Annotated in this window: 15 protein-coding genes; 4 read left to right on the forward strand and 11 right to left on the reverse strand. The window is 51.4% G+C overall.

Annotated elements, in window-relative coordinates; translation table 11 throughout:
* Window positions 1-31: 31 nt before the first annotated feature.
* From rpsA to EYY67_RS13520, 5 genes are all read right to left on the reverse strand, one after another.
* Complete coding sequence (gene rpsA, locus EYY67_RS13500; RefSeq protein ID WP_095925166.1) at window positions 32-1,705, reverse strand: 30S ribosomal protein S1; 1,674 nt, start codon at window positions 1,703-1,705, stop codon at window positions 32-34.
* Window positions 1,706-1,861: 156 nt separating this feature from the next.
* Window positions 1,862-2,560 (reverse strand): (d)CMP kinase, encoded by a 699-nt coding sequence (gene cmk, locus EYY67_RS13505; RefSeq protein WP_095922612.1) that lies wholly within the window; start codon window positions 2,558-2,560, stop codon window positions 1,862-1,864.
* Between the two features lie 197 nt (window positions 2,561-2,757).
* Window positions 2,758-4,041 (reverse strand): 3-phosphoshikimate 1-carboxyvinyltransferase, encoded by a 1,284-nt coding sequence (gene aroA, locus EYY67_RS13510; RefSeq protein WP_131693737.1) that lies wholly within the window; start codon window positions 4,039-4,041, stop codon window positions 2,758-2,760.
* Between the two features lie 102 nt (window positions 4,042-4,143).
* Window positions 4,144-5,229, reverse strand: coding sequence for a 3-phosphoserine/phosphohydroxythreonine transaminase (gene serC, locus EYY67_RS13515; protein WP_095922614.1), 1,086 nt, complete (start codon window positions 5,227-5,229; stop codon window positions 4,144-4,146).
* A gap of 172 nt (window positions 5,230-5,401) precedes the next feature.
* Window positions 5,402-6,091 carry a DUF421 domain-containing protein gene (locus EYY67_RS13520; protein WP_131693723.1) on the reverse strand — a complete coding sequence of 230 codons (690 nt, stop codon included), beginning with the start codon at window positions 6,089-6,091 and terminating at the stop codon, window positions 5,402-5,404.
* A 160-nt stretch (window positions 6,092-6,251) separates the two neighbouring features.
* Here EYY67_RS13520 and ycaO point away from each other — a divergent pair, with 160 nt between their 5' ends.
* The 4 genes from ycaO to pflA all read left to right on the forward strand — a co-directional run bounded on the left by ycaO (window position 6,252) and on the right by pflA (window position 12,719).
* A complete protein-coding gene (gene ycaO / locus EYY67_RS13525) occupies window positions 6,252-8,015 on the forward strand; it encodes a 30S ribosomal protein S12 methylthiotransferase accessory factor YcaO (protein ID WP_119822220.1) in 1,764 nt (587 codons plus the stop codon).
* Between the two features lie 475 nt (window positions 8,016-8,490).
* Entirely contained in the window at window positions 8,491-9,348 is an 858-nt protein-coding gene (focA, locus tag EYY67_RS13530; RefSeq protein ID WP_095922616.1) for a formate transporter FocA, read from the forward strand.
* Window positions 9,349-9,423: 75 nt separating this feature from the next.
* Window positions 9,424-11,706, forward strand: coding sequence for a formate C-acetyltransferase (gene pflB, locus EYY67_RS13535; RefSeq protein WP_095922617.1), 2,283 nt, complete (start codon window positions 9,424-9,426; stop codon window positions 11,704-11,706).
* A 272-nt stretch (window positions 11,707-11,978) separates the two neighbouring features.
* Entirely contained in the window at window positions 11,979-12,719 is a 741-nt protein-coding gene (gene pflA / locus EYY67_RS13540) for a pyruvate formate lyase 1-activating protein (protein ID WP_015689580.1), read from the forward strand.
* A gap of 203 nt (window positions 12,720-12,922) precedes the next feature.
* Here the strand turns inward: pflA and EYY67_RS13545 are convergent, their stop codons facing one another.
* The 6 genes from EYY67_RS13545 to dmsA all read right to left on the reverse strand — a co-directional run bounded on the left by EYY67_RS13545 (window position 12,923) and on the right by dmsA (window position 19,389).
* Window positions 12,923-14,068 (reverse strand): MFS transporter, encoded by a 1,146-nt coding sequence (locus EYY67_RS13545; protein WP_095922654.1) that lies wholly within the window; start codon window positions 14,066-14,068, stop codon window positions 12,923-12,925.
* Between the two features lie 130 nt (window positions 14,069-14,198).
* The gene (gene napF, locus EYY67_RS13550; protein ID WP_131693724.1) at window positions 14,199-14,774 is read right to left on the reverse strand and encodes a ferredoxin-type protein NapF; all 576 of its coding nucleotides are present in this window, start codon (window positions 14,772-14,774) and stop codon (window positions 14,199-14,201) included.
* Window positions 14,774-15,382, reverse strand: a complete 609-nt coding sequence (gene dmsD / locus EYY67_RS13555) for a Tat proofreading chaperone DmsD (protein WP_119822218.1) — start codon at window positions 15,380-15,382, stop codon at window positions 14,774-14,776. Before dmsD ends, napF begins: the two co-directional genes overlap by 1 nt.
* 71 nt (window positions 15,383-15,453) lie before the next feature.
* On the reverse strand, window positions 15,454-16,311 hold the full coding sequence (locus EYY67_RS13560; RefSeq protein WP_131693725.1) for a dimethyl sulfoxide reductase anchor subunit family protein: 858 nt from the start codon (window positions 16,309-16,311) through the stop codon (window positions 15,454-15,456).
* 1 nt (window position 16,312) lies between these two features.
* Window positions 16,313-16,930 carry a DMSO/selenate family reductase complex B subunit gene (locus EYY67_RS13565; RefSeq protein WP_095922658.1) on the reverse strand — a complete coding sequence of 206 codons (618 nt, stop codon included), beginning with the start codon at window positions 16,928-16,930 and terminating at the stop codon, window positions 16,313-16,315.
* A gap of 11 nt (window positions 16,931-16,941) precedes the next feature.
* Window positions 16,942-19,389 (reverse strand): dimethylsulfoxide reductase subunit A, encoded by a 2,448-nt coding sequence (gene dmsA / locus EYY67_RS13570; RefSeq protein ID WP_131693726.1) that lies wholly within the window; start codon window positions 19,387-19,389, stop codon window positions 16,942-16,944.
* Between the last annotated feature and the right edge of the window lie 10 nt (window positions 19,390-19,399).

The following is a 19,399-nucleotide window of genomic DNA, read 5'->3' on the forward strand; positions in this document are numbered from 1 at the left end:
CGTTTCGGGGCAACAGAGTCGCCCCCCGTCATTACTCGCCTTTTGCCGCTTTGAACGCTTCAGCCATAGCGTTAGAGAAGTTGCTTTCGTCTGGTTTGTTGTTAACAACAGCGATTGCATCTTTCTCGTCTGCTTCATCCTTAGCACGGACGGACAGGCTTACTACGCGGTTCTTACGATCAACACCGGTGAATTTAGCTTCAACTTCATCACCAACGCTCAGAACCAGAGTTGCGTCTTCAATACGGTCGCGAGAAGCTTCTGAAGCGCGCAGGTAACCTTCTACGCCACCAGCTAATTCAACTGTAGCACCTTTGGCGTCAACTGCTGTGACTTTACCAGTAACAATAGTACCTTTCTTGTTAACAGACAGGTAGTTATTGAATGGATCTTCAGCCAGTTGCTTCACGCCCAGGGAGATACGTTCACGTTCTGCGTCAACTTGCAGAACCACAGCTGCGATTTCGTCGCCTTTCTTGTATTCACGTACTGCTTCTTCGCCTGCAACGTTCCAGGAGATGTCAGACAGGTGAACCAGGCCGTCGATGCCGCCGTCCAGACCAATGAAGATACCGAAGTCAGTGATTGACTTGATTTTACCTTCAACACGGTCGTTCTTGTTGTGGGTTTCTGCGAATTGCTGCCATGGGTTGTTTTTGCATTGTTTCAGGCCCAGGGAGATACGACGACGTTCTTCGTCGATATCCAGAACCATAACTTCAACAACATCGCCCACGTTAACAACTTTAGATGGGTGGATGTTTTTGTTAGTCCAATCCATTTCAGAAACGTGAACCAGACCTTCAACGCCTTCTTCGATTTCTACGAAGCAGCCGTAATCAGTCAGGTTGGTAACGCGACCCGTCAGTTTAGTACCTTCTGGGTAACGTTTAGCGATAGCGACCCAAGGATCTTCGCCCAGTTGTTTCAGACCCAGTGACACACGGGTACGCTCGCGGTCAAATTTAAGGACTTTAACAGTGATTTCATCGCCAACATTAACGATTTCGCTTGGGTGTTTAACACGTTTCCAAGCCATGTCAGTGATGTGCAGCAGGCCGTCAACGCCGCCCAGATCAACGAATGCACCGTAGTCAGTGAGGTTCTTAACGATACCTTTAACTTCCATGCCTTCCTGCAGGTTTTCCAGCAGTTGATCGCGCTCTGCGCTGTTCTCAGACTCAATTACTGCACGACGGGAAACAACAACGTTGTTGCGTTTCTGGTCCAGTTTGATGACTTTGAACTCAAGATCTTTGCCTTCGAGATGCAGCGTGTCGCGAACAGGACGAACGTCTACCAGTGAACCTGGCAGGAACGCACGGATACCGTTCAGCTCAACAGTGAAACCGCCTTTCACTTTACCGTTGATAACACCGGTAACAGTTGCAGATTCTTCGTAAGCTTTTTCCAGCGTGATCCAAGCTTCATGACGTTTAGCTTTTTCACGGGACAGCAGAGTTTCACCGAAGCCGTCTTCAACAGCGTCCAGCGCAACATCAACTTCGTCGCCAACCTGGATTTCCAGTTCGCCCTGTGCGTTTTTGAATTGTTCTGCCGGGATTGCAGACTCAGATTTCAGACCGGCGTCAACCAGTACGATATCTTTGTCGATAGACACAACAACACCACGAACGATGGAACCAGGACGGGTTTCGATTGTTTTTAAGGATTCTTCAAAGAGTTGAGCAAAAGATTCAGTCATGTTGATAATCTTTAGGTTCTTAAGTTTAACGTCCATCTGGCTTCCTGCTGGATGGGGTTGTTTCAAATGCCCCGCTACAGATCCTTGCGGCGAGGTTAAAAAAAACTATAGCCAAAACTGGCACTGAATATTCTTCAGCACCAGATTACGGCTCGATTACCGGGTTTGTTTTTGCGGTAATCCTAGAATTTCTGTGGCATATGCCAGCGCTTTTTCGATGACTTCGTCGATGGACATGCTGGTTGAATCCAGCAATAACGCATCGGAAGCAGCCACTAAAGGCGCGATAGCCCTGTTACGATCACGGTCATCACGTTCTTTGATCTCGGCTAAAAGCCGTTCAAAGTTAACACTAAAGCCTTTTTCCTGCAACTGTAGCATTCTTCTGTTTGCACGTTCTTCTGAACTCGCATCAAGAAATATCTTCACAGGCGCATCAGGGAAAACAACCGTGCCCATATCGCGGCCATCTGCAATCAGGCCCGGGGCATCGCGGAATGCGCGCTGACGGCGCAGCAATGCCTCACGGACACGCGGGAATGCCGCCGCCTGTGAAGCCGTATTGCCTACCGTTTCGGTGCGGATTTCATTGGTGACATCCTCACCTTCCAAAATAACCTGTAACTGCCCATCCTGAGCAACAAAACGAACGTCGAGATGTGCGGCAAGCGGAACTAACGCCTCTTCTGAGACAATATCAACCTGGTGATGCAGCGCTGCCAGGGCTAACACGCGGTAAATGGCACCGGAATCCAGCAAGTGCCAGTTAAAGGCTTCGGCCAGCGCTTTACACAACGTACCTTTACCTGCACCACTTGGCCCATCAACGGTGATTACCGGGGTTAAAGCCGTCATTTTTGTCTCCTTTCGGTGGGGTATACCCGCTTCACTCGCCATAGAGGACTCATTCAGGAGCGGCATTATACGCTGCCTTTAAGTCAACTGTTACCCCCCCATTTTTCAGTTGCCTAAAAAGCGGACGGTTCCGAAATCTCAGTAACAAAAAACGGGCATCAATAGATGCCCGTTATCTTTGCAGACACAACGTAAGACTATGCCAGCGTACTGATTGCCGCCAGACGTTCGAAGTAATCAGGGAAGGTTTTCGCTGTGCATTTCGGATCAAGGATCGTGACCGGGGTATCGGACAGCGCCACCAGTGAGAAACACATCGCCATGCGATGATCATTGTAGGTGCCAATTTCGGCAAATTTCAGCGACTGTGGTGGCTCAACGCGGATGTAGTCTTCACCCTCTTCCACCGTCGCCCCGACTTTACGCAGCTCAGTGGCCATGGCTGCCAGTCGGTCGGTTTCTTTGACACGCCAGTTGTAAATGTTGCGCAGCGTTGTCGGGCCCTCCGCAAACAAGGCGGCTGTGGCAATGGTCATGGCAGCATCAGGAATATGGTTCATATCCATGTCGATACCTTTCAGGTCGCCACGGGTACATTCAATATAATCATCAGCCCAGTGAATGGTTGCGCCCATTTTCTCCAGCACATCGGCAAAACGAATATCACCCTGCATGCTGTTTTTACCAATACCGGTCACACGAACCGTACCGCCCTTGATGGCTGCAGCAGCCAGGAAGTAGGACGCAGAAGAAGCATCACCTTCGACCAGATAAGCACCCGGCGACACATAGTGTTGCTGGCCTTTAATGCTGAATTGCTGGTACTGGTGGTTTTCCACTTCAATACCGAAGGTTTTCATCAGGTTCAGGGTGATATCGATATAAGGTTTGGAAACCAGATCACCTTTAATCTGAATGGTGGTGTCATTCATTGCCAGTGGCGCGGTCATCAGCAACGCCGTCAGGAACTGGCTGGATACGCTGCCATCAACGCTGACATTGCCGCCACTAAAGCCGCCGCGCAGACGCAGTGGCGGATAGTTTTCCTGCTCTACATAATCAATCTGCGCGCCGCCCTGCCGTAATGCATCCACCAGATGTCCGATCGGGCGCTCTTTCATGCGTGGCTCACCGGTGAGGACCACATCCTGTTCACCCAGACATAACGCGGCAGCCAGCGGACGCATGGCCGTCCCTGCGTTACCCAGAAACAGTTCCAGACCTTTAGCATTGGAAAAAGCCGTGCCCAGACCGTCGATTTCACACTCGGTACGGGAGGCAGACAAACGATGTGTGACGCCCAGTTGCGTCAGTGCGGTGAGCATATGGCGAACATCGTCGCTGTCGAGCAGATTCGTCAGGCGGGTAGTGCCCTGTGCAAAAGCAGCCAGTAAAAGTGCGCGGTTGGAAACACTTTTTGAGCCAGGTAGATTGATGCTGCCGTTAACCAGTGCAACGGGTTGTAATGTCAGGGATTCCACTCTTTCTCCAATTCTTCTTTTCATAAAATGACCCCGGACAGTGAGCCGGGGTCATTTTTAAGGCTTCTTACTCAAGCATTTTGCTGGCCCGAAAACCAGCACTTAACCGTGGCGCTTTTCGAACTCCGCCATAAAGTCGGTCAGGGCTTTGACGCCTTCAAGGGGCATTGCATTATAAATAGATGCGCGCATACCGCCAGCAACACGGTGACCTTTTAATGCGTGCAGACCGGCTTCCTGCGCCTGATCGAGGAACAGTTTATCCAGAGAAGCATCCGCCATCTGGAAAGGAACGTTCATCCACGAACGGTTGGCTGCCGCAACCGGGTTACGGTAGAAACCGGTACGGTCGATGGCGCCATAGAGCAGCTCGGCTTTTGCACGATTGCGTTTTTCCATCTCGCGCAGACCGCCCTGTTCTTTCAGCCATTTGAACACCATGCCTGACAGATACCATGCAAATGTTGGCGGGGTATTGAACATAGAATCGTTCTCAGCCAGCACGGTATAATCCAGAATAGACGGCAGTTCTGTGCGGGCTTTACCCAGCAGGTCTTCACGAACGATGACCAGCGTCAGACCGGCCGGACCGATATTTTTCTGCGCACCGGCATAGATAACACCAAAACGGCTGACATCGATCGGGCGGGAAAGGATACAAGAGGAATAGTCGGCAACCACGATTTTGTCGCCGAAATCAGGCATTTCATCGATAGCAATACCATCGATCGTTTCATTCGGGCAGTAATGCACGTAGGCGGAATCTGCGCTCAGCTGCCATTCGTTCATCGGCAGAATGCCACGCTTGCCATCAATCGTGGTGGTGACATCAATCACGTTAGGCGAGCAGTATTTTTGGGCTTCTTTTACGGCGCTGTGCGCCCAGTAACCGCCATCAATGTAATCAGCGGAGGATTTGTCGCCCAGCAGGTTCATCGGGACGGCAGCGAATTGCGCGCGCGCGCCACCGTGGCAGAACAGCACCTTGTAGTTCGGGGGAATATTCAGCAGGTCACGGATATCCTTTTCGGATTCTTCAGCAACCTGGATAAATTCCTTACTACGGTGACTGATTTCCATCACCGATGTACCCAGTCCGTGCCAGTTACAAAGTTCCTGTTCCGCACGACGCAACACTTCAGCCGGGATCATTGCCGGGCCTGCACTAAAATTATAAACCTGAGTCATTTCCCCTCACCACTTCTCTGAGACAGCCACATAGTAACCACTAATTTAACGGTTTTATCATCCGAGACAAGCAGTCTGCAACGCTTATTCACCACGACCTGATAAACAGCGATGAGATATAGGTCACAAGGTTCATTCCTCCCTGGAAAGCTGATTTAACAGGATTATCTGTTCACGCCCGTACGGTACTCAGCGCCCTTACCCAGGTGATATTTTGACAACGCGGACAGGCCGCTTTTTCGCCCACTTTGAAAGTTTGAATCAGGCTGCACTGATGGCAGGCATACAGCCCGCTGGTGAGCATCAGGGTCTCGATATCAATGTAATCTTCCGGCAACACAGGCAGGCCCGGTTGGACATCCTCGTCCAGCCGGAAATAAACACTCAGGCCGCCGTTAGCTTCAAGAAACGCCAGCCGCACCTGGCCGAGATGCTCCACCCCTTTCTGCCGCAACTCCATGTAGAATTCGCCTTTGGTGATGTTCTCGCGCGCCATGGTTTCCCATTCAAACATGCCGTCACGAATGATGATCAGCGGTTTGCCTTCCATCCAGTTTTGGAAATGGGGACTTTTATCCATCAGCCAGGTTGAAAGACGGTAAAACAGCAGAATTGAGAAAAAGACCGCAAACACGGGCAACAGCGGGACGTCATCATAAAACGTCACGTCACCGGCGGCAGAACCCAGCGTCAGAATGATCACCACTTCGAACAATGAAAGCTGGTTCACGCCCCGACGCCCGGTCAGTTTCAGAAAGACAAACACCACAACAAAAATGAAAAAGCAGCGGAATGTCACCTCTCCGAGATACTCCAGAGGGAACTTATCCAGCGTCATACGTTTCAGATCAAAAGCCTGCATAGATGCCTCACGGGAAGAGAAAACAGCGGCTTACCTGCCGCGGATTTACAGACAAGCTTAGCGCGTTACACCGCGATTACATTCTTAACACGAATACATGGAGCTCATACGCAAAACCCCGTATCATTGCGCGTTTTTAGCACGCTCAAAAGTGAACTCAATGACGCAAACTTTTATTCCTGGTAAAGACGCGGCGCTGGAAGACTCCATTTCCCGCTTCCAACAAAAACTCACCGATCTCGGCTTTAATATCGAAGAAGCTTCCTGGCTGAATCCGGTTCCCCACGTCTGGTCAGTGCACATTCGCGATCGCGACTGCCCGCTGTGCTTCACCAACGGTAAAGGCGCCAGCAAGAAAGCCGCTCTCGCGTCGGCATTGGGGGAATATTTTGAGCGTCTGTCGACAAACTATTTCTTTGCCGATTTCTATCTGGGCAAAGAGATTGCCAACGGCGACTTCGTGCATTATCCGAATGAAAAGTGGTTCCCGCTGCCTGAAGACGACAGCCTGCCGGCTGGCATTCTGGATGAACGCCTGCATGCCTTTTATGATGCCGATAAAGAACTGGTTGCCAGTGATCTGATCGACCTGCAGTCCGGCAATCCGGATCGCGGTATCTGCGCCCTGCCGTTTACCCGTCAGTCTGACCTGCAAACCGTTTACATTCCGATGAACATCATTGGCAACCTGTACGTCTCTAACGGGATGTCTGCCGGTAACACAGCCAATGAAGCACGTGTGCAGGGGCTGTCAGAAGTCTTCGAGCGTTACGTCAAGAACCGCATTATTGCCGAATCCATCAGCCTGCCGGAAATTCCTGCTGACGTGCTGGCACGTTACCCGGGCGTGGTGGAAGCCATCGCCAAACTGGAAGAAGAAGGTTTCCCTATTCTTTCTTATGACGCTTCTCTGGGTGGAAACTACCCGGTCATTTGCGTGGTGCTGTTCAACCCGGCAAACGGCACCTGTTTCGCCTCCTTTGGCGCACACCCTGATTTTGGTGTCGCACTGGAACGTACCGTGACTGAACTGCTGCAGGGCCGCAGCCTGAAAGATCTGGATGTCTTCACGGCACCAACCTTCGATGACGAAGAAGTGGCGGAACACGCTAACCTTGAAACCCATTTCATCGATTCAAGCGGTCTGATCTCATGGGACATGTTCAAGCAGGACGCCGACTATCCGTTTGCTGACTGGAGTTTCAGCGGCACGACAGAACAAGAATTCGCGACCCTGATGGCTATCTTTGATAAAGAAGATGCCGAAGTGTATATCGCAGATTACGAGCATCTGGACGTGTATGCCTGTCGCATTATTGTCCCTGGTATGTCGGATATCTACCCTGCAGAAGACCTGCTGCTGGCGAATAACAGCATGGGCGCACATCTGCGTGATCAGCTGCTGGCCTTGCCGGACAGTGATCTGCCGAAAGAAACCTATCTTGAGATGATCACTCAGCTCGATGATGAAGGTCTCGATGACTTTACCCGCGTCCGTGAATTACTGGGTATTGCCAGCGGTAAGGACAACGGCTGGTACACCCTGCGTGTGGGCGAACTGAAATCCATGCTGGCGCTGGCGGGTGGCGATTTAGATCAGGCATTGACCTGGGCTGAGTGGGCACACGAGTTCAACTCGTCTGTGTACAGCGATGAGCGCAACAACTACTACCGTTGCCTGCAAACGCTGCTGCAACTGTCTCTGGAAGAAGATCGCGATCCGGCACAATATTACAATGCATTTGTGAAAATGTACGGCCAGAAAGCAGTTGAAGATGCCTCCGCCGCCATCAGTGGCGACGTCCGTTTCCACAGCCTGTTTGCGGTAGATCCGGCGCTTAAAGCCTTACCGGCTCATCAGGCGCTGCTGGGTGCGTATGAGAAGTTGCAGGTGGCGAAACGTCGCCACTGGGCAAAAAGCTGATCTCACTCAGATAAAAACTCTTTCAAACCGGCAGAATTCCTGCCGGTTTTTTTATTCCTGCGTTTACGCTTGCGGTGCGCTATTTGACCTCCGGGGTTTGACTCAGCCTTAAAAATGACGTGTAATTCCGCGCGAAATAAAGCCCGGATGTCTTTTTTACGACAAAAGTATGGCACTTATTTTTTTACGTTAAATGGCGGTGAAATTTACAAAGTCAAATTAACGACATTAATTAACAATGAGTTATTCCCATTAACGCAAAAAGAAAAGTAAATCCTCCTGCCATCAACTTTATTTGTAAAAATTAAAATGTTTTTACACTGTTATTTTCAATAAGTTAACTAAAAAACCACCCCTTCAGTAGTACCCTGAAAACCACCAAAAACCCCCTCGTATGATCCACGTCAATTTTTACGTTATACTGCTTTGCTAGTATCTCGTTGCGCAGTGCATAGCCCTGAATAAGAGAGTTAATGTGAAAGCTGACAACCCCTTCGATCTCATTTTACCCGCCGCTACAGCAAAAGTTGCTGAAGATGCCGGCGTTTATAAAGCCACCAAACAGCCGTTAAAAACATTCTTTTTAGCCATTACTGCTGGCGTCTTTATTTCTATTGCCTTTGCTTTTTATATCACCGCCACTACAGGCACCGGTACCGTACCTTATGGTCTTGCAAAACTCGTCGGGGGCATCTGCTTCTCACTGGGTCTGATGCTGGTCGTGGTGTGTGGCGCTGACCTGTTCACTTCCACTGTGCTTATCGTGATTGCGAAAGCCAGCGGGCGTATTACCTGGGGGCAATTGGCGCGCAACTGGGTCAATGTCTATATTGGTAACCTGATTGGCTGCCTGTTCTTTGTGGCTCTGATTTGGTTCTCAGGTGAATACATGGTTGATAACGGTTTGTGGGGACTGAATGTTCTGCAAACTGCTGACCATAAAATGCATCACACATTTATCGAAGCTGTTTGTCTGGGGATCCTCGCGAACCTGATGGTTTGCCTTGCGGTATGGATGAGTTACTCCGGCCGCAGTCTGATGGATAAAATGTTCGCCATGATTTTACCGGTGGGTATGTTCGTCGCCAGCGGCTTTGAACACAGCATTGCCAACATGTTCATGATCCCTTTAGGCATCGTAGTGAAAAACTTTGCGACTCCCGAATTCTGGCAGGCCGTCGGAGCAACCCCGGCGCAATTCGCAGAACTGAACATCACTAACTTTATCATCGACAATCTTATCCCTGTGACCATCGGTAACATTATCGGGGGCGGTTTGCTGGTAGGGTTAACGTACTGGGTCATATATCTTCGCGATGAGAAACACCACTGATCCAACGTGGCACTCTTGTTACGACAGTTTTACACGTGATTTTTAAAGAAATCCAAATTAGAAGGTAGGTGCAAAATGTCCAAGCTCAATGAAAAATTGACCAACGCATGGCAAGGTTTTAGTGCTGGTGAATGGCAGAATGGCGTAAACGTCCGTGACTTCATTCAGAAGAACTACACACCGTATGAAGGTGATGAGTCCTTCCTGGCTGGCGCTACCCAAGCGACAACCACCCTGTGGGATAAAGTAATGGATGGTATCAAACTGGAGAACCGTACCAAGGCTCCAGTAGATTTCGATACCGACGTTGCCTCTACCATCACTTCGCACGATGCCGGCTACATCAACAAATCATTGGAAACTATCGTTGGTCTGCAAACTGACGCGCCATTGAAACGTGCCCTGATCCCATTCGGCGGCATCAAAATGGTGGAAGGTTCATGTAAAGTTTATGGTCGTGAACTGGATCCGGCACTGAAAAAAGTCTTCACTGATTATCGCAAAACCCACAACCAGGGCGTTTTCGATGTTTACACTAAAGACATCCTGAACTGCCGTAAATCCGGTGTTCTGACCGGTTTGCCAGATGCCTATGGCCGTGGCCGTATCATCGGTGACTACCGTCGCGTTGCACTGTACGGTATCGACTTCCTGATGGCCGACAAATACGCACAATTCCAGTCTCTGCAAGACGATCTGGAAAACGGCGTAAATCTGGAAATGACCATCCAGCTGCGTGAAGAAATCTCAGAACAACACCGTGCTCTGGGTCAGATTAAAGAAATGGCGGCTAAATATGGCTGCGATATCTCTGGTCCTGCGACCAATGCACAAGAAGCTGTACAGTGGACTTACTTCGGCTACCTGGCTGCAGTTAAATCTCAGAACGGCGCTGCAATGTCCTTCGGCCGCGTATCTACCTTCCTTGACGTGTTCATCGAACGTGATATCAAAGCTGGCAAACTGAACGAAGAACAAGCTCAGGAACTGATTGACCACCTGGTCATGAAACTGCGTATGGTACGTTTCCTGCGTACACCTGAATATGATGAATTGTTCTCCGGTGACCCAATCTGGGCGACTGAATCCCTGGCAGGTATGGGCGTTGACGGCCGTACGCTGGTCACCAAAAGCAGCTTCCGCTTCCTGAATACCCTGTACACCATGGGGCCTTCACCAGAGCCGAACATGACCATTCTGTGGTCTGAAAAGCTGCCAATGAACTTCAAAAAGTACGCAGCAAAAGTGTCTATCGATACCTCATCTGTACAGTATGAGAACGATGACCTGATGCGTCCTGACTTCAACAACGATGACTATGCTATCGCGTGTTGTGTGAGCCCAATGGTTGTGGGTAAACAAATGCAGTTCTTCGGCGCTCGTGCAAACCTGGCGAAAACCATGTTGTACGCAATCAACGGCGGCGTTGATGAAAAAATGAAAATCCAGGTTGGCCCTAAAGAAGCGCCAATGATGGATGAAGTGCTGACCTATGACAAAGTCATGGATCGCATGGATCACTTCATGGACTGGTTGGCTAAACAGTACGTGACTGCGCTGAACATCATTCACTACATGCATGACAAATACAGCTACGAAGCATCGCTGATGGCTCTGCATGACCGTGACGTTTATCGCACCATGGCATGTGGTATCGCAGGTCTGTCAGTTGCTGCCGACTCCCTGTCCGCTATCAAATATGCAAAAGTGAGCACCATCCGTGACGAAGACGGCCTGGCTGTAGACTTCAAAATTGAAGGCGAATATCCACAGTTCGGTAACAACGATTCTCGTGTAGATGACATCGCTTGTGACCTGGTAGAACGTTTCATGAAGAAAATTCAGAAACTGCGTACCTACCGTGGCGCTGTGGCTACTCAGTCTGTTCTGACCATCACCTCTAACGTGGTTTATGGTAAGAAAACCGGTAACACCCCTGACGGTCGTCGCGCTGGCGCTCCATTTGGTCCAGGTGCGAACCCAATGCACGGTCGTGACCAGAAAGGTGCGGTTGCCTCTCTGACTTCCGTTGCTAAACTGCCGTTTGCTTACGCGAAAGATGGTATTTCTTATACCTTCTCTATCGTTCCAAATGCGCTGGGTAAAGACGATGATGTGCGTAAAGCCAACCTCGCGGGTCTGATGGATGGTTACTTCCACCACGAAGCGTCCATCGAAGGTGGTCAACACCTGAACGTGAACGTGATGAACCGTGAAATGCTGTTAGACGCGATGGAACATCCTGAAAACTATCCTCAGCTGACCATCCGTGTTTCTGGTTACGCAGTGCGTTTCAACTCACTGACTAAAGAACAGCAACAAGATGTTATTACCCGTACTTTCACCAAGTCCCTGTAATAATTCAGCCTTGTAATCTGGTCTGATATAAAAGGCTCCACAACGTGGAGCCTTTGTTTCATCCCTCCCTGCCCTGCACTGTCTGTACGACAGTCTGTTTTGCCAGAGCGCTATACGTTGTGGACCTCTGGCAAAGCAGTACCGCCATTGCTGACAATCAACCTTATTGATTGTCTGGTATCATAAACCTGTGGTTTCCAGTTTATCTCTGCCAGGCCAGCACCCGCACATGTAGACTGCTATTCATTGGTCAATATGGAGAATAACCCGCAATGTCAGTTCAAGGTCGCATCCACTCATATGAATCCTGTGGCACCGTTGACGGCCCAGGTATCCGTTTCATTGTTTTCTTCCAGGGTTGCCTGATGCGTTGCATGTATTGCCACAACCGCGATACCTGGGACACTCATGGCGGTAAAGAGATCAATGTCGATGATTTAATGAAAGAAGTGGTGACGTATCGCCACTTTATGAATGCTTCCGGCGGCGGTGTGACCGCATCCGGTGGTGAAGCCATTCTTCAGGCTGAATTTGTGCGCGACTGGTTCCGCGCCTGCCAGAAAGAAGGGATTAACACCTGTCTGGACACCAACGGTTTTGTCCGCCGTTATGATCCGGTGATCGACGAGTTACTGGATGTCTCGGATCTGGTCATGCTCGATCTGAAGCAGATGAATGACGATATTCACCAGAATCTGGTGGGCGTATCCAACCACCGCACGCTGGATTTTGCCCGCTATCTGGCGAAACGTAATCAGCGCACCTGGATCCGTTATGTGGTGGTACCGGGCTGGTCAGATGATGATGATTCCGCGCATAAACTGGGCGAGTTCACCAAGGACATGACCAACATCGAGAAAATCGAGCTGCTGCCCTATCATGAGTTGGGCAAACACAAATGGACGGCAATGGGTGAGAAATATGGTCTGGATGGCGTAAACCCACCGACCAAAGAGATCATGGAAAGAGTGAAAAACATTCTCGCCAGCTACGGGCATAAAGTGATTTATTAATCACCCGATTATGCCCATTAAAAAAGACGCCATTTGGCGTCTTTTTTGCTTTATGAGACTAAGATTCTCAATGAAACCTTACCCAAAATAATTGGAGTTGCAACAAAGCGGTAAGTGACGAGATCCCGATGCGCTGACCTAAGTCAGTGATTCGGGTTCGGGAGCGTAGCTAACGCAGTGGCGGCTTCAAGTATGCAGGGTAATCAGGCGGCAGCCACCGGGTTATGCGTATGATCCGCTTTACGCATCAGCATCACCAGATACACCAGTGAGACTACAGCGATCATCACGAACAACAGGCGGTCAGAATAGCTCTGCATCAGCATTGCGGTCATCGTCGGTCCAGCAAGGCTGCCGAGGGTATAACTCATCAGTAACGCCTGATTCATCGCCACCAGCTCATCAGCACTCACTTTCTCACAAGCCCATGACATCGCAACCGGATAAAGTGTGAATCCCGCACATCCCAAAATGAACAGTGTTGGTGCCATCGCATAGCCACTGAGCATCGCAATGCTGCCGAGGATCACACAAAAAATCTGGATACGTAAAACCATCAGGCGACCATAACGGTCTGCCAGACGCCCTACCGGCCACTGACCGATAATCCCGGCACTGACCAGCAAGGCCATCCAGTAACCCACATTCGCATCACTCATTCCCTGATGGGTCAGGAACAGTGGCATCAGCCCGTATAACGACCCCAGAACAATGCCGGAAATAATGCAGCCATTGATCCCCAGACGCGCATTACGGCGTCTGAACATCGGCATCACGGCATGACGCGGCTGCTCGCTGTCCTGATTCTCAATATGCGTCAGCAGCAGCGGCAGCATAGCAATCACAATCAGCGCCGTTACCCACGGCAACACGCTGAAGATAGCTGTTGGCACAGTGCCCACCAGAAGCTGACCGACCACCGTGCCGATGTAATACATGATCATATAAGCGGCCAGCAGCTGCCCCCGGTTCTTCACCGTTCCGCTGCGCAGCAAAGCACTCTCCACCACCACCCAAATCAGTGCGCAGCCGACTCCTGCGACAAAACGAGCACTGACCCAGCCCCAGAAGCTCATCGACAGCGCCAGCCCTGCGGTCGCGACGGCAAACAAAACACAGGAAAGGTAATAACTGCGGTTAAACCCGATACGTTTAATCAGCCCGCCCGCGAGCAACGTCCCCAGCAAATTACCGGTAAAATAGGATGAACTGACCATCCCGACCTGCCAGGTTGGGAGTTGCTCATGGCTTAGCCACAAAGGTACCAGCGTGTTTAAGACGGCGATAGAAATCGTCAGCAGCAGGAGTCCGCACAGCAATAATGCGACGGGTCGGGAATAGGCGGACATAGGGCGATGAAGACCACAAAGAGGAGGAAATTGCGCGCATCATGCCACTGGCGGATTAAAAGTCAATCTGGCAAAAATTGACCTGAGCACAAAGTGGAGAGGAATGATTGAAAACGCTAATCAAGCCTGGCTATGAAGATACATGACGCTTTAATGACAAGTTGATATCGCCATGATAACAAACAAGTTTACATTTACCGCAGCCATTACATTTTGCGTCATCAACAGAAGGTTGATTCTGTTGATTAAAAAATATTGCCGTGCGTGGGCACGCAATTTCGCACATTCTGCACAAGTCATCCATCCGCCCCAGGCACTGTGACAAAACTGTCGGACGTAAGCCGGTATCCATCGGCACGCTCAGATCCAGCGCCCCGCTTTCACAGGCCTGTGTGCAGGCTCCGCAAAAATCACATTCGGCATAATCAATTGCCAGCGAAGCCTTCCCGTCCGGAACACGGATAATGCCGACCGGACAGGCCACTGCACAATGTCCGCACCCGCTGCACTGTTGCAGAAATAAGGGCTCCGCAACGGCCTGCGGCGGGCGGGAAACCCGACGTTCCAGCAAGGTGGCGGAGGGGCCTGCCGACTGTTCCATCGCCTGTTTGCCCGAAGACAGCAAGCCGCGGAATAATCCACGGCGGCTGACTGTTCTGCTGCTCATCCAGGCACGGTAATAACCGGCGTCACGGGAGTCGCTCATCAGAAATACAGATCCACGACCGGTGTCTGCAACCCACGCTGCTGTTTCCAGCCTTGCAACGTGGACCCGGCAAGTAAAGCCACGCCAAGATAAAACGGGTGTTCAGCTCTCTGAATGAGCAGTTCGAAGTAGCGGCCCGCCCACGGCAATACATGCAGCGTCAAAAAATCATCCAGCAATGACGGCGAGTTTTCGGCTAACCACGCAGACATCATCAGCAGCAAGCCAATATGATCTTCCGGCTCCGCCTGCGCCAGATGCGGCTCAATGCCGTTTTCACGCATCCACTGACGAAGCGCCAGGGTGGAATCGCCAAACACTACGGATTCCTTATCCAGATACACCGAGCCCCACGGCGGCGCAGGTAATGCATAAGGCCCCACGAACAGGCGCTGATAAGCGTCATCCAGATTCTCAGGTGCGGCATCAATCTGACTGAACATTTGCCTCGCCTGATTTTTTGCCTCCTCAGAAGCGAAAGGCCACTGTGACATCCAGTCATTCGCTTTAAGTAATGCGACCAGAGGCTGGACTTCTTCGGTTCCCGGCGGATAAAACAATGTCGCGCCTAAAACTTTACCGGTTAAACTGATTGATTCTGCTGACATAATTGACTCATTTGTTGCAGAGGCACATCACCACCGGTGACGTGCCTCCTGATAAACCTGACGACCCGAAATTACCCGCTGACTGCCATACCTACTGTCATATGCAGACCGTAGAAAATCGCCCTGCCAATCAACTCACCGCCAAACACCAGCACGAAAGCCAGAATCATTGACGCCAGTGCCGGACGTTTACGCATGATGAGCGGACAGAACCAGCAGCCCAATCCCAGAACAATCAGCACCAGCCGCCATACTGACAACACGCCGTATTGCGGGATCAGGGTTGAAGCTGCCTGAACAGAGCTGTTAATGCCCGCCAGACTCGCACTCTGCAAGACCACCACGGCCATGCTCACGATCAGCGCCACCAGACTGACGACCGGCAGCAGACGCAGCGCACAGCCATTGATACCGGCACCACGCAGCAGCAAATAGCCCAGAACCGGACCGCCAATCAGCACCGTCAGAGCAAAATGCAACGCGGTGTAGGCATTGTCCCAGGTCGGCACGGTATTGATTTCATAGACACGACACATCGCGAAAACGAACCCAATGCCTGCCAGCATGGTCATGATTAACCAGATTTTAGCCAGTGCGCGCGGCATCTTGTTGAGAGTCGCCAGCAGCCAGTAAATCCCGCCAAGCGCAAAAAACAATGAACCGCTGCCAATTTCGTTGCTCAGCGGCGAAGCGCCCAGACGATTAAGCGAATTGAATGCGCGCAGCGGCGAACCCAGATGCAACACTGAGGCGATAAACGCGATCGCCATCAGCACCCACAGGAAGAACATCGACAGGTGGATCCTGCGGTATTCATCGACAGTGCGTCGCGACAGTAAGGCAATCGCCAGCACGATAAAGGCACCCACTACACATTGCCCCAGAACGGTAAAGACCATTAAAGGCCATTCATGCCATCCGTTTCCCATCTCAAACCTCCTTCGGGTTAGCCAGATAACCCGTGGTATCGCCTACAGGACGGCAATTCGCATTGGGTTTGATGACGATATTTGGGTGAGTGAAGTGTGAAGCCGGCAACGGTGCCACTTCGGCCAGATCACCGTATTTCGCACGCAACTCTTCAATCGGGGCCATATCCAGCGCACGCAGCGGGCAGGATTCCACACAGATCGGTTTTTTACCTTCGGCAATGCGCTCGTAGCAACCGTCACATTTGGTCATGTGACCTTTCGCTTCGTTGTACTGCGGCGCGCCGTACGGGCATGCCATGTGGCAATAGCGGCAACCGATGCACACATCTTCGTTCACCACCACAAAACCGTCTTCACGCTTATGCATTGCGCCACTCGGACAGACTTTGGTACAGGCCGGATCCGCGCAGTGGTTGCATGAAATAGACAGATAATACGCGAACACATTCTGATGCCAGCCGTCCCCGTCTTTCTGCCAGTCACCCCCGGCATATTCATAAATGCGGCGGAAACTGACGTCCGGCGTTAAGTTTTTGAAGTCCTTGCAAGCCAGCTCACAGGTTTTGCACCCGGTGCAGCGGCTTGAGTCAATATAAAAGCCATATTGAGTTGTCATGTTTTACTCCGTTAAACCTTAGCCACTTGCACAAGGTTGGTGTGAGAGGGGTTACCTTTCGCCAGCGGTGAAGGTCTTTGAGAAGTCAGTACGTTGATGCTGCCCGCACGGTCGATTTTTTGGCTGTCCGGTGAATACCAGGCACCTTCGCCCAGTGCGACAACACCCGGCATCATGCGTGGCGTTACTTTTGCAGCAATGTGCACTTCGCCGCGATCGTTAAAGATGCGGATCATGTCGCCATTGGCGATACCACGCTGCGCGGCATCCATCGGGTTGATCCACATTTCCTGACGACAGGCTGCTTTCAGGACATCCACGTTGCCGTAAGTGGAGTGAGTACGCGCTTTGTAGTGGAAACCGGTCATCTGAAGCGGATATTTGCTGGCCAGCGGATCGTCATAGTTCTCGAAACCGGCGGCATACACCGGCAATGGATCAATCACGTCCTCTTTGGAGAGTTCCCATTCAGCGGCAATTTTGGCCAGTTCGGCAGAGTAGATTTCAATTTTGCCAGATGGCGTGCTCAGCGGATTCGCCGCCGGATCTTCACGGAATGCTTTGTAGGCCACGTGATGCTGATCGGGGTCGCGTTTTTTGAACATGCCCTGTTTGCGGAAAGTGTCGAAATCAGGCAGCTCCGGCAGCGCTTCGCGGGATTGCTGGTACAGATGGCGCAACCATTCTTCCTGCGTACGTCCTTCGGTGAACTGCTGCTCAACGCCCAGACGGCGGGACAATTCGCTGGTCATTTCATAAATATTTTTGCACTGGAATCGTGGCGTGATCGCCTGATCGGCAAAAATGATGTAATCCATATTGCCGCACGAGGCATCAAGGCAGAAGTCCATCTGCTCAGAGGCCGTGCAGTCGGGCAGGATAATATCTGCGTATTTCGCTGACGACGTCATGTGGTTATCAATCACCACAATCATCTCGCACTGTTTGTCATCCTGCAGAATATCGTGAGTGCGGTTGATATCAGAATGCTGGTTGATCAGACAGTTACCGGCGTAGTTCCAGATAAACTTGATCGGCACATCCAGTTTTTCCTTGCCGCGCACGCCATCTTTCGTGGCCGTCATTTCCGGACCACGCACAATCGCATCCGTCCACAGGAACATAGAAATGCTGGTCTGAACCGGATTTTCCAGCGTTGGCATACGGACAAACGGAATTTCGTAGGCGCCTTCGCGGGCGCCGGAGTTACCGCCGTGAACGCCGACGTTACCGGTCAGGATCGCCAGCATCGCAATCGCACGGGTGGCAATTTCGCCGTTAGCATGACGTTGCGGACCCCAGCCCTGCGTTATAAACGCCGGTTTCGCCTGCCCGATTTCGCGCCCCAGCTTGACGATTTTATCCACGGAAATGCCAGTGATTTTTGCCGCCCATTCCGGCGTTTTCGCTACGCCATCCGGCCCGTTGCCGAGAATATAGGCTTTGTAATGCGCATTCTCAGGGACACCGGCCGGTAAGGTTTTTTCGTCGTAACCGACGCAATACTTATCGAGGAAGGGCTGATCAACCAGGTTTTCGGTGATCATCACGTGTGCCAGTGCAGCGGCCAGTGCGCCATCCGTCCCCGGACGGATCGGTACCCATTCATCTTCACGACCGGCACCGGTATCGGTATATCGCGGATCGACAATGATCATGCGGGCATTCGAACGCTGACGGGCCTGCTCAAGGTAATAGGTTACCCCGCCGCCACTCATGCGCGTTTCGCCGGGATTGTTACCGAACAACACCACAAGTTTACTGTTTTCGATATCAGACGGACTGTTACCGTCTGCCCAGCCGCCGTAGGTGTAATTCAGGCCAGCCGCGATTTGCGCCGAGCTGTAATCGCCATAATGATTCAGATAACCGCCGCAGCAGTTCATCAGACGGGCGATCAGTGTTTTGCCCGGCGGCCATGAACGGGTCATGGTACCGCCCAGCGTACCGGTACCGTAATTCAGGTAGATCGCTTCATTACCGTAACGGTGAATAATGTCTTTGAGGCTGGCCGCCAGCGTGTCATAGGCTTCATCCCAGCTTATAGGTTTGAATTTGCCTTCACCCCGTTTGCCTACCCGTTTCATCGGATACTTCAGGCGATCGGGGTTATACACGCGACGGCGCATTGAGCGCCCGCGCAGGCAGGCACGTACCTGATGTAACCCTTCATAATTATCGTCACCGGTATTATCGGTTTCGACATAGCGGATTTCGTTATCAACGACATGCATGCGCAGCGGGCAACGGCTACCGCAGTTTACGGTACAGGCACTCCAGACGATTTTCTCATCTGCGGCGCTGACCGGCGCCTTAATCTGCTCAGCACGAATGGATTTGAACGGCAGCGATATTCCGCCGACCGCTGCCGCCATACCGGCGAGCGTGGTTCCCTTAACCAAATCACGGCGGCTGATCCCGCCGCCTGTATCAGGTTTTTGACTGTTTGAATCTGACATTGCTTACTCC

Source organism: Rahnella victoriana (assembly GCF_004330295.1).
GTDB lineage: Bacteria > Pseudomonadota > Gammaproteobacteria > Enterobacterales > Enterobacteriaceae > Rahnella > Rahnella victoriana.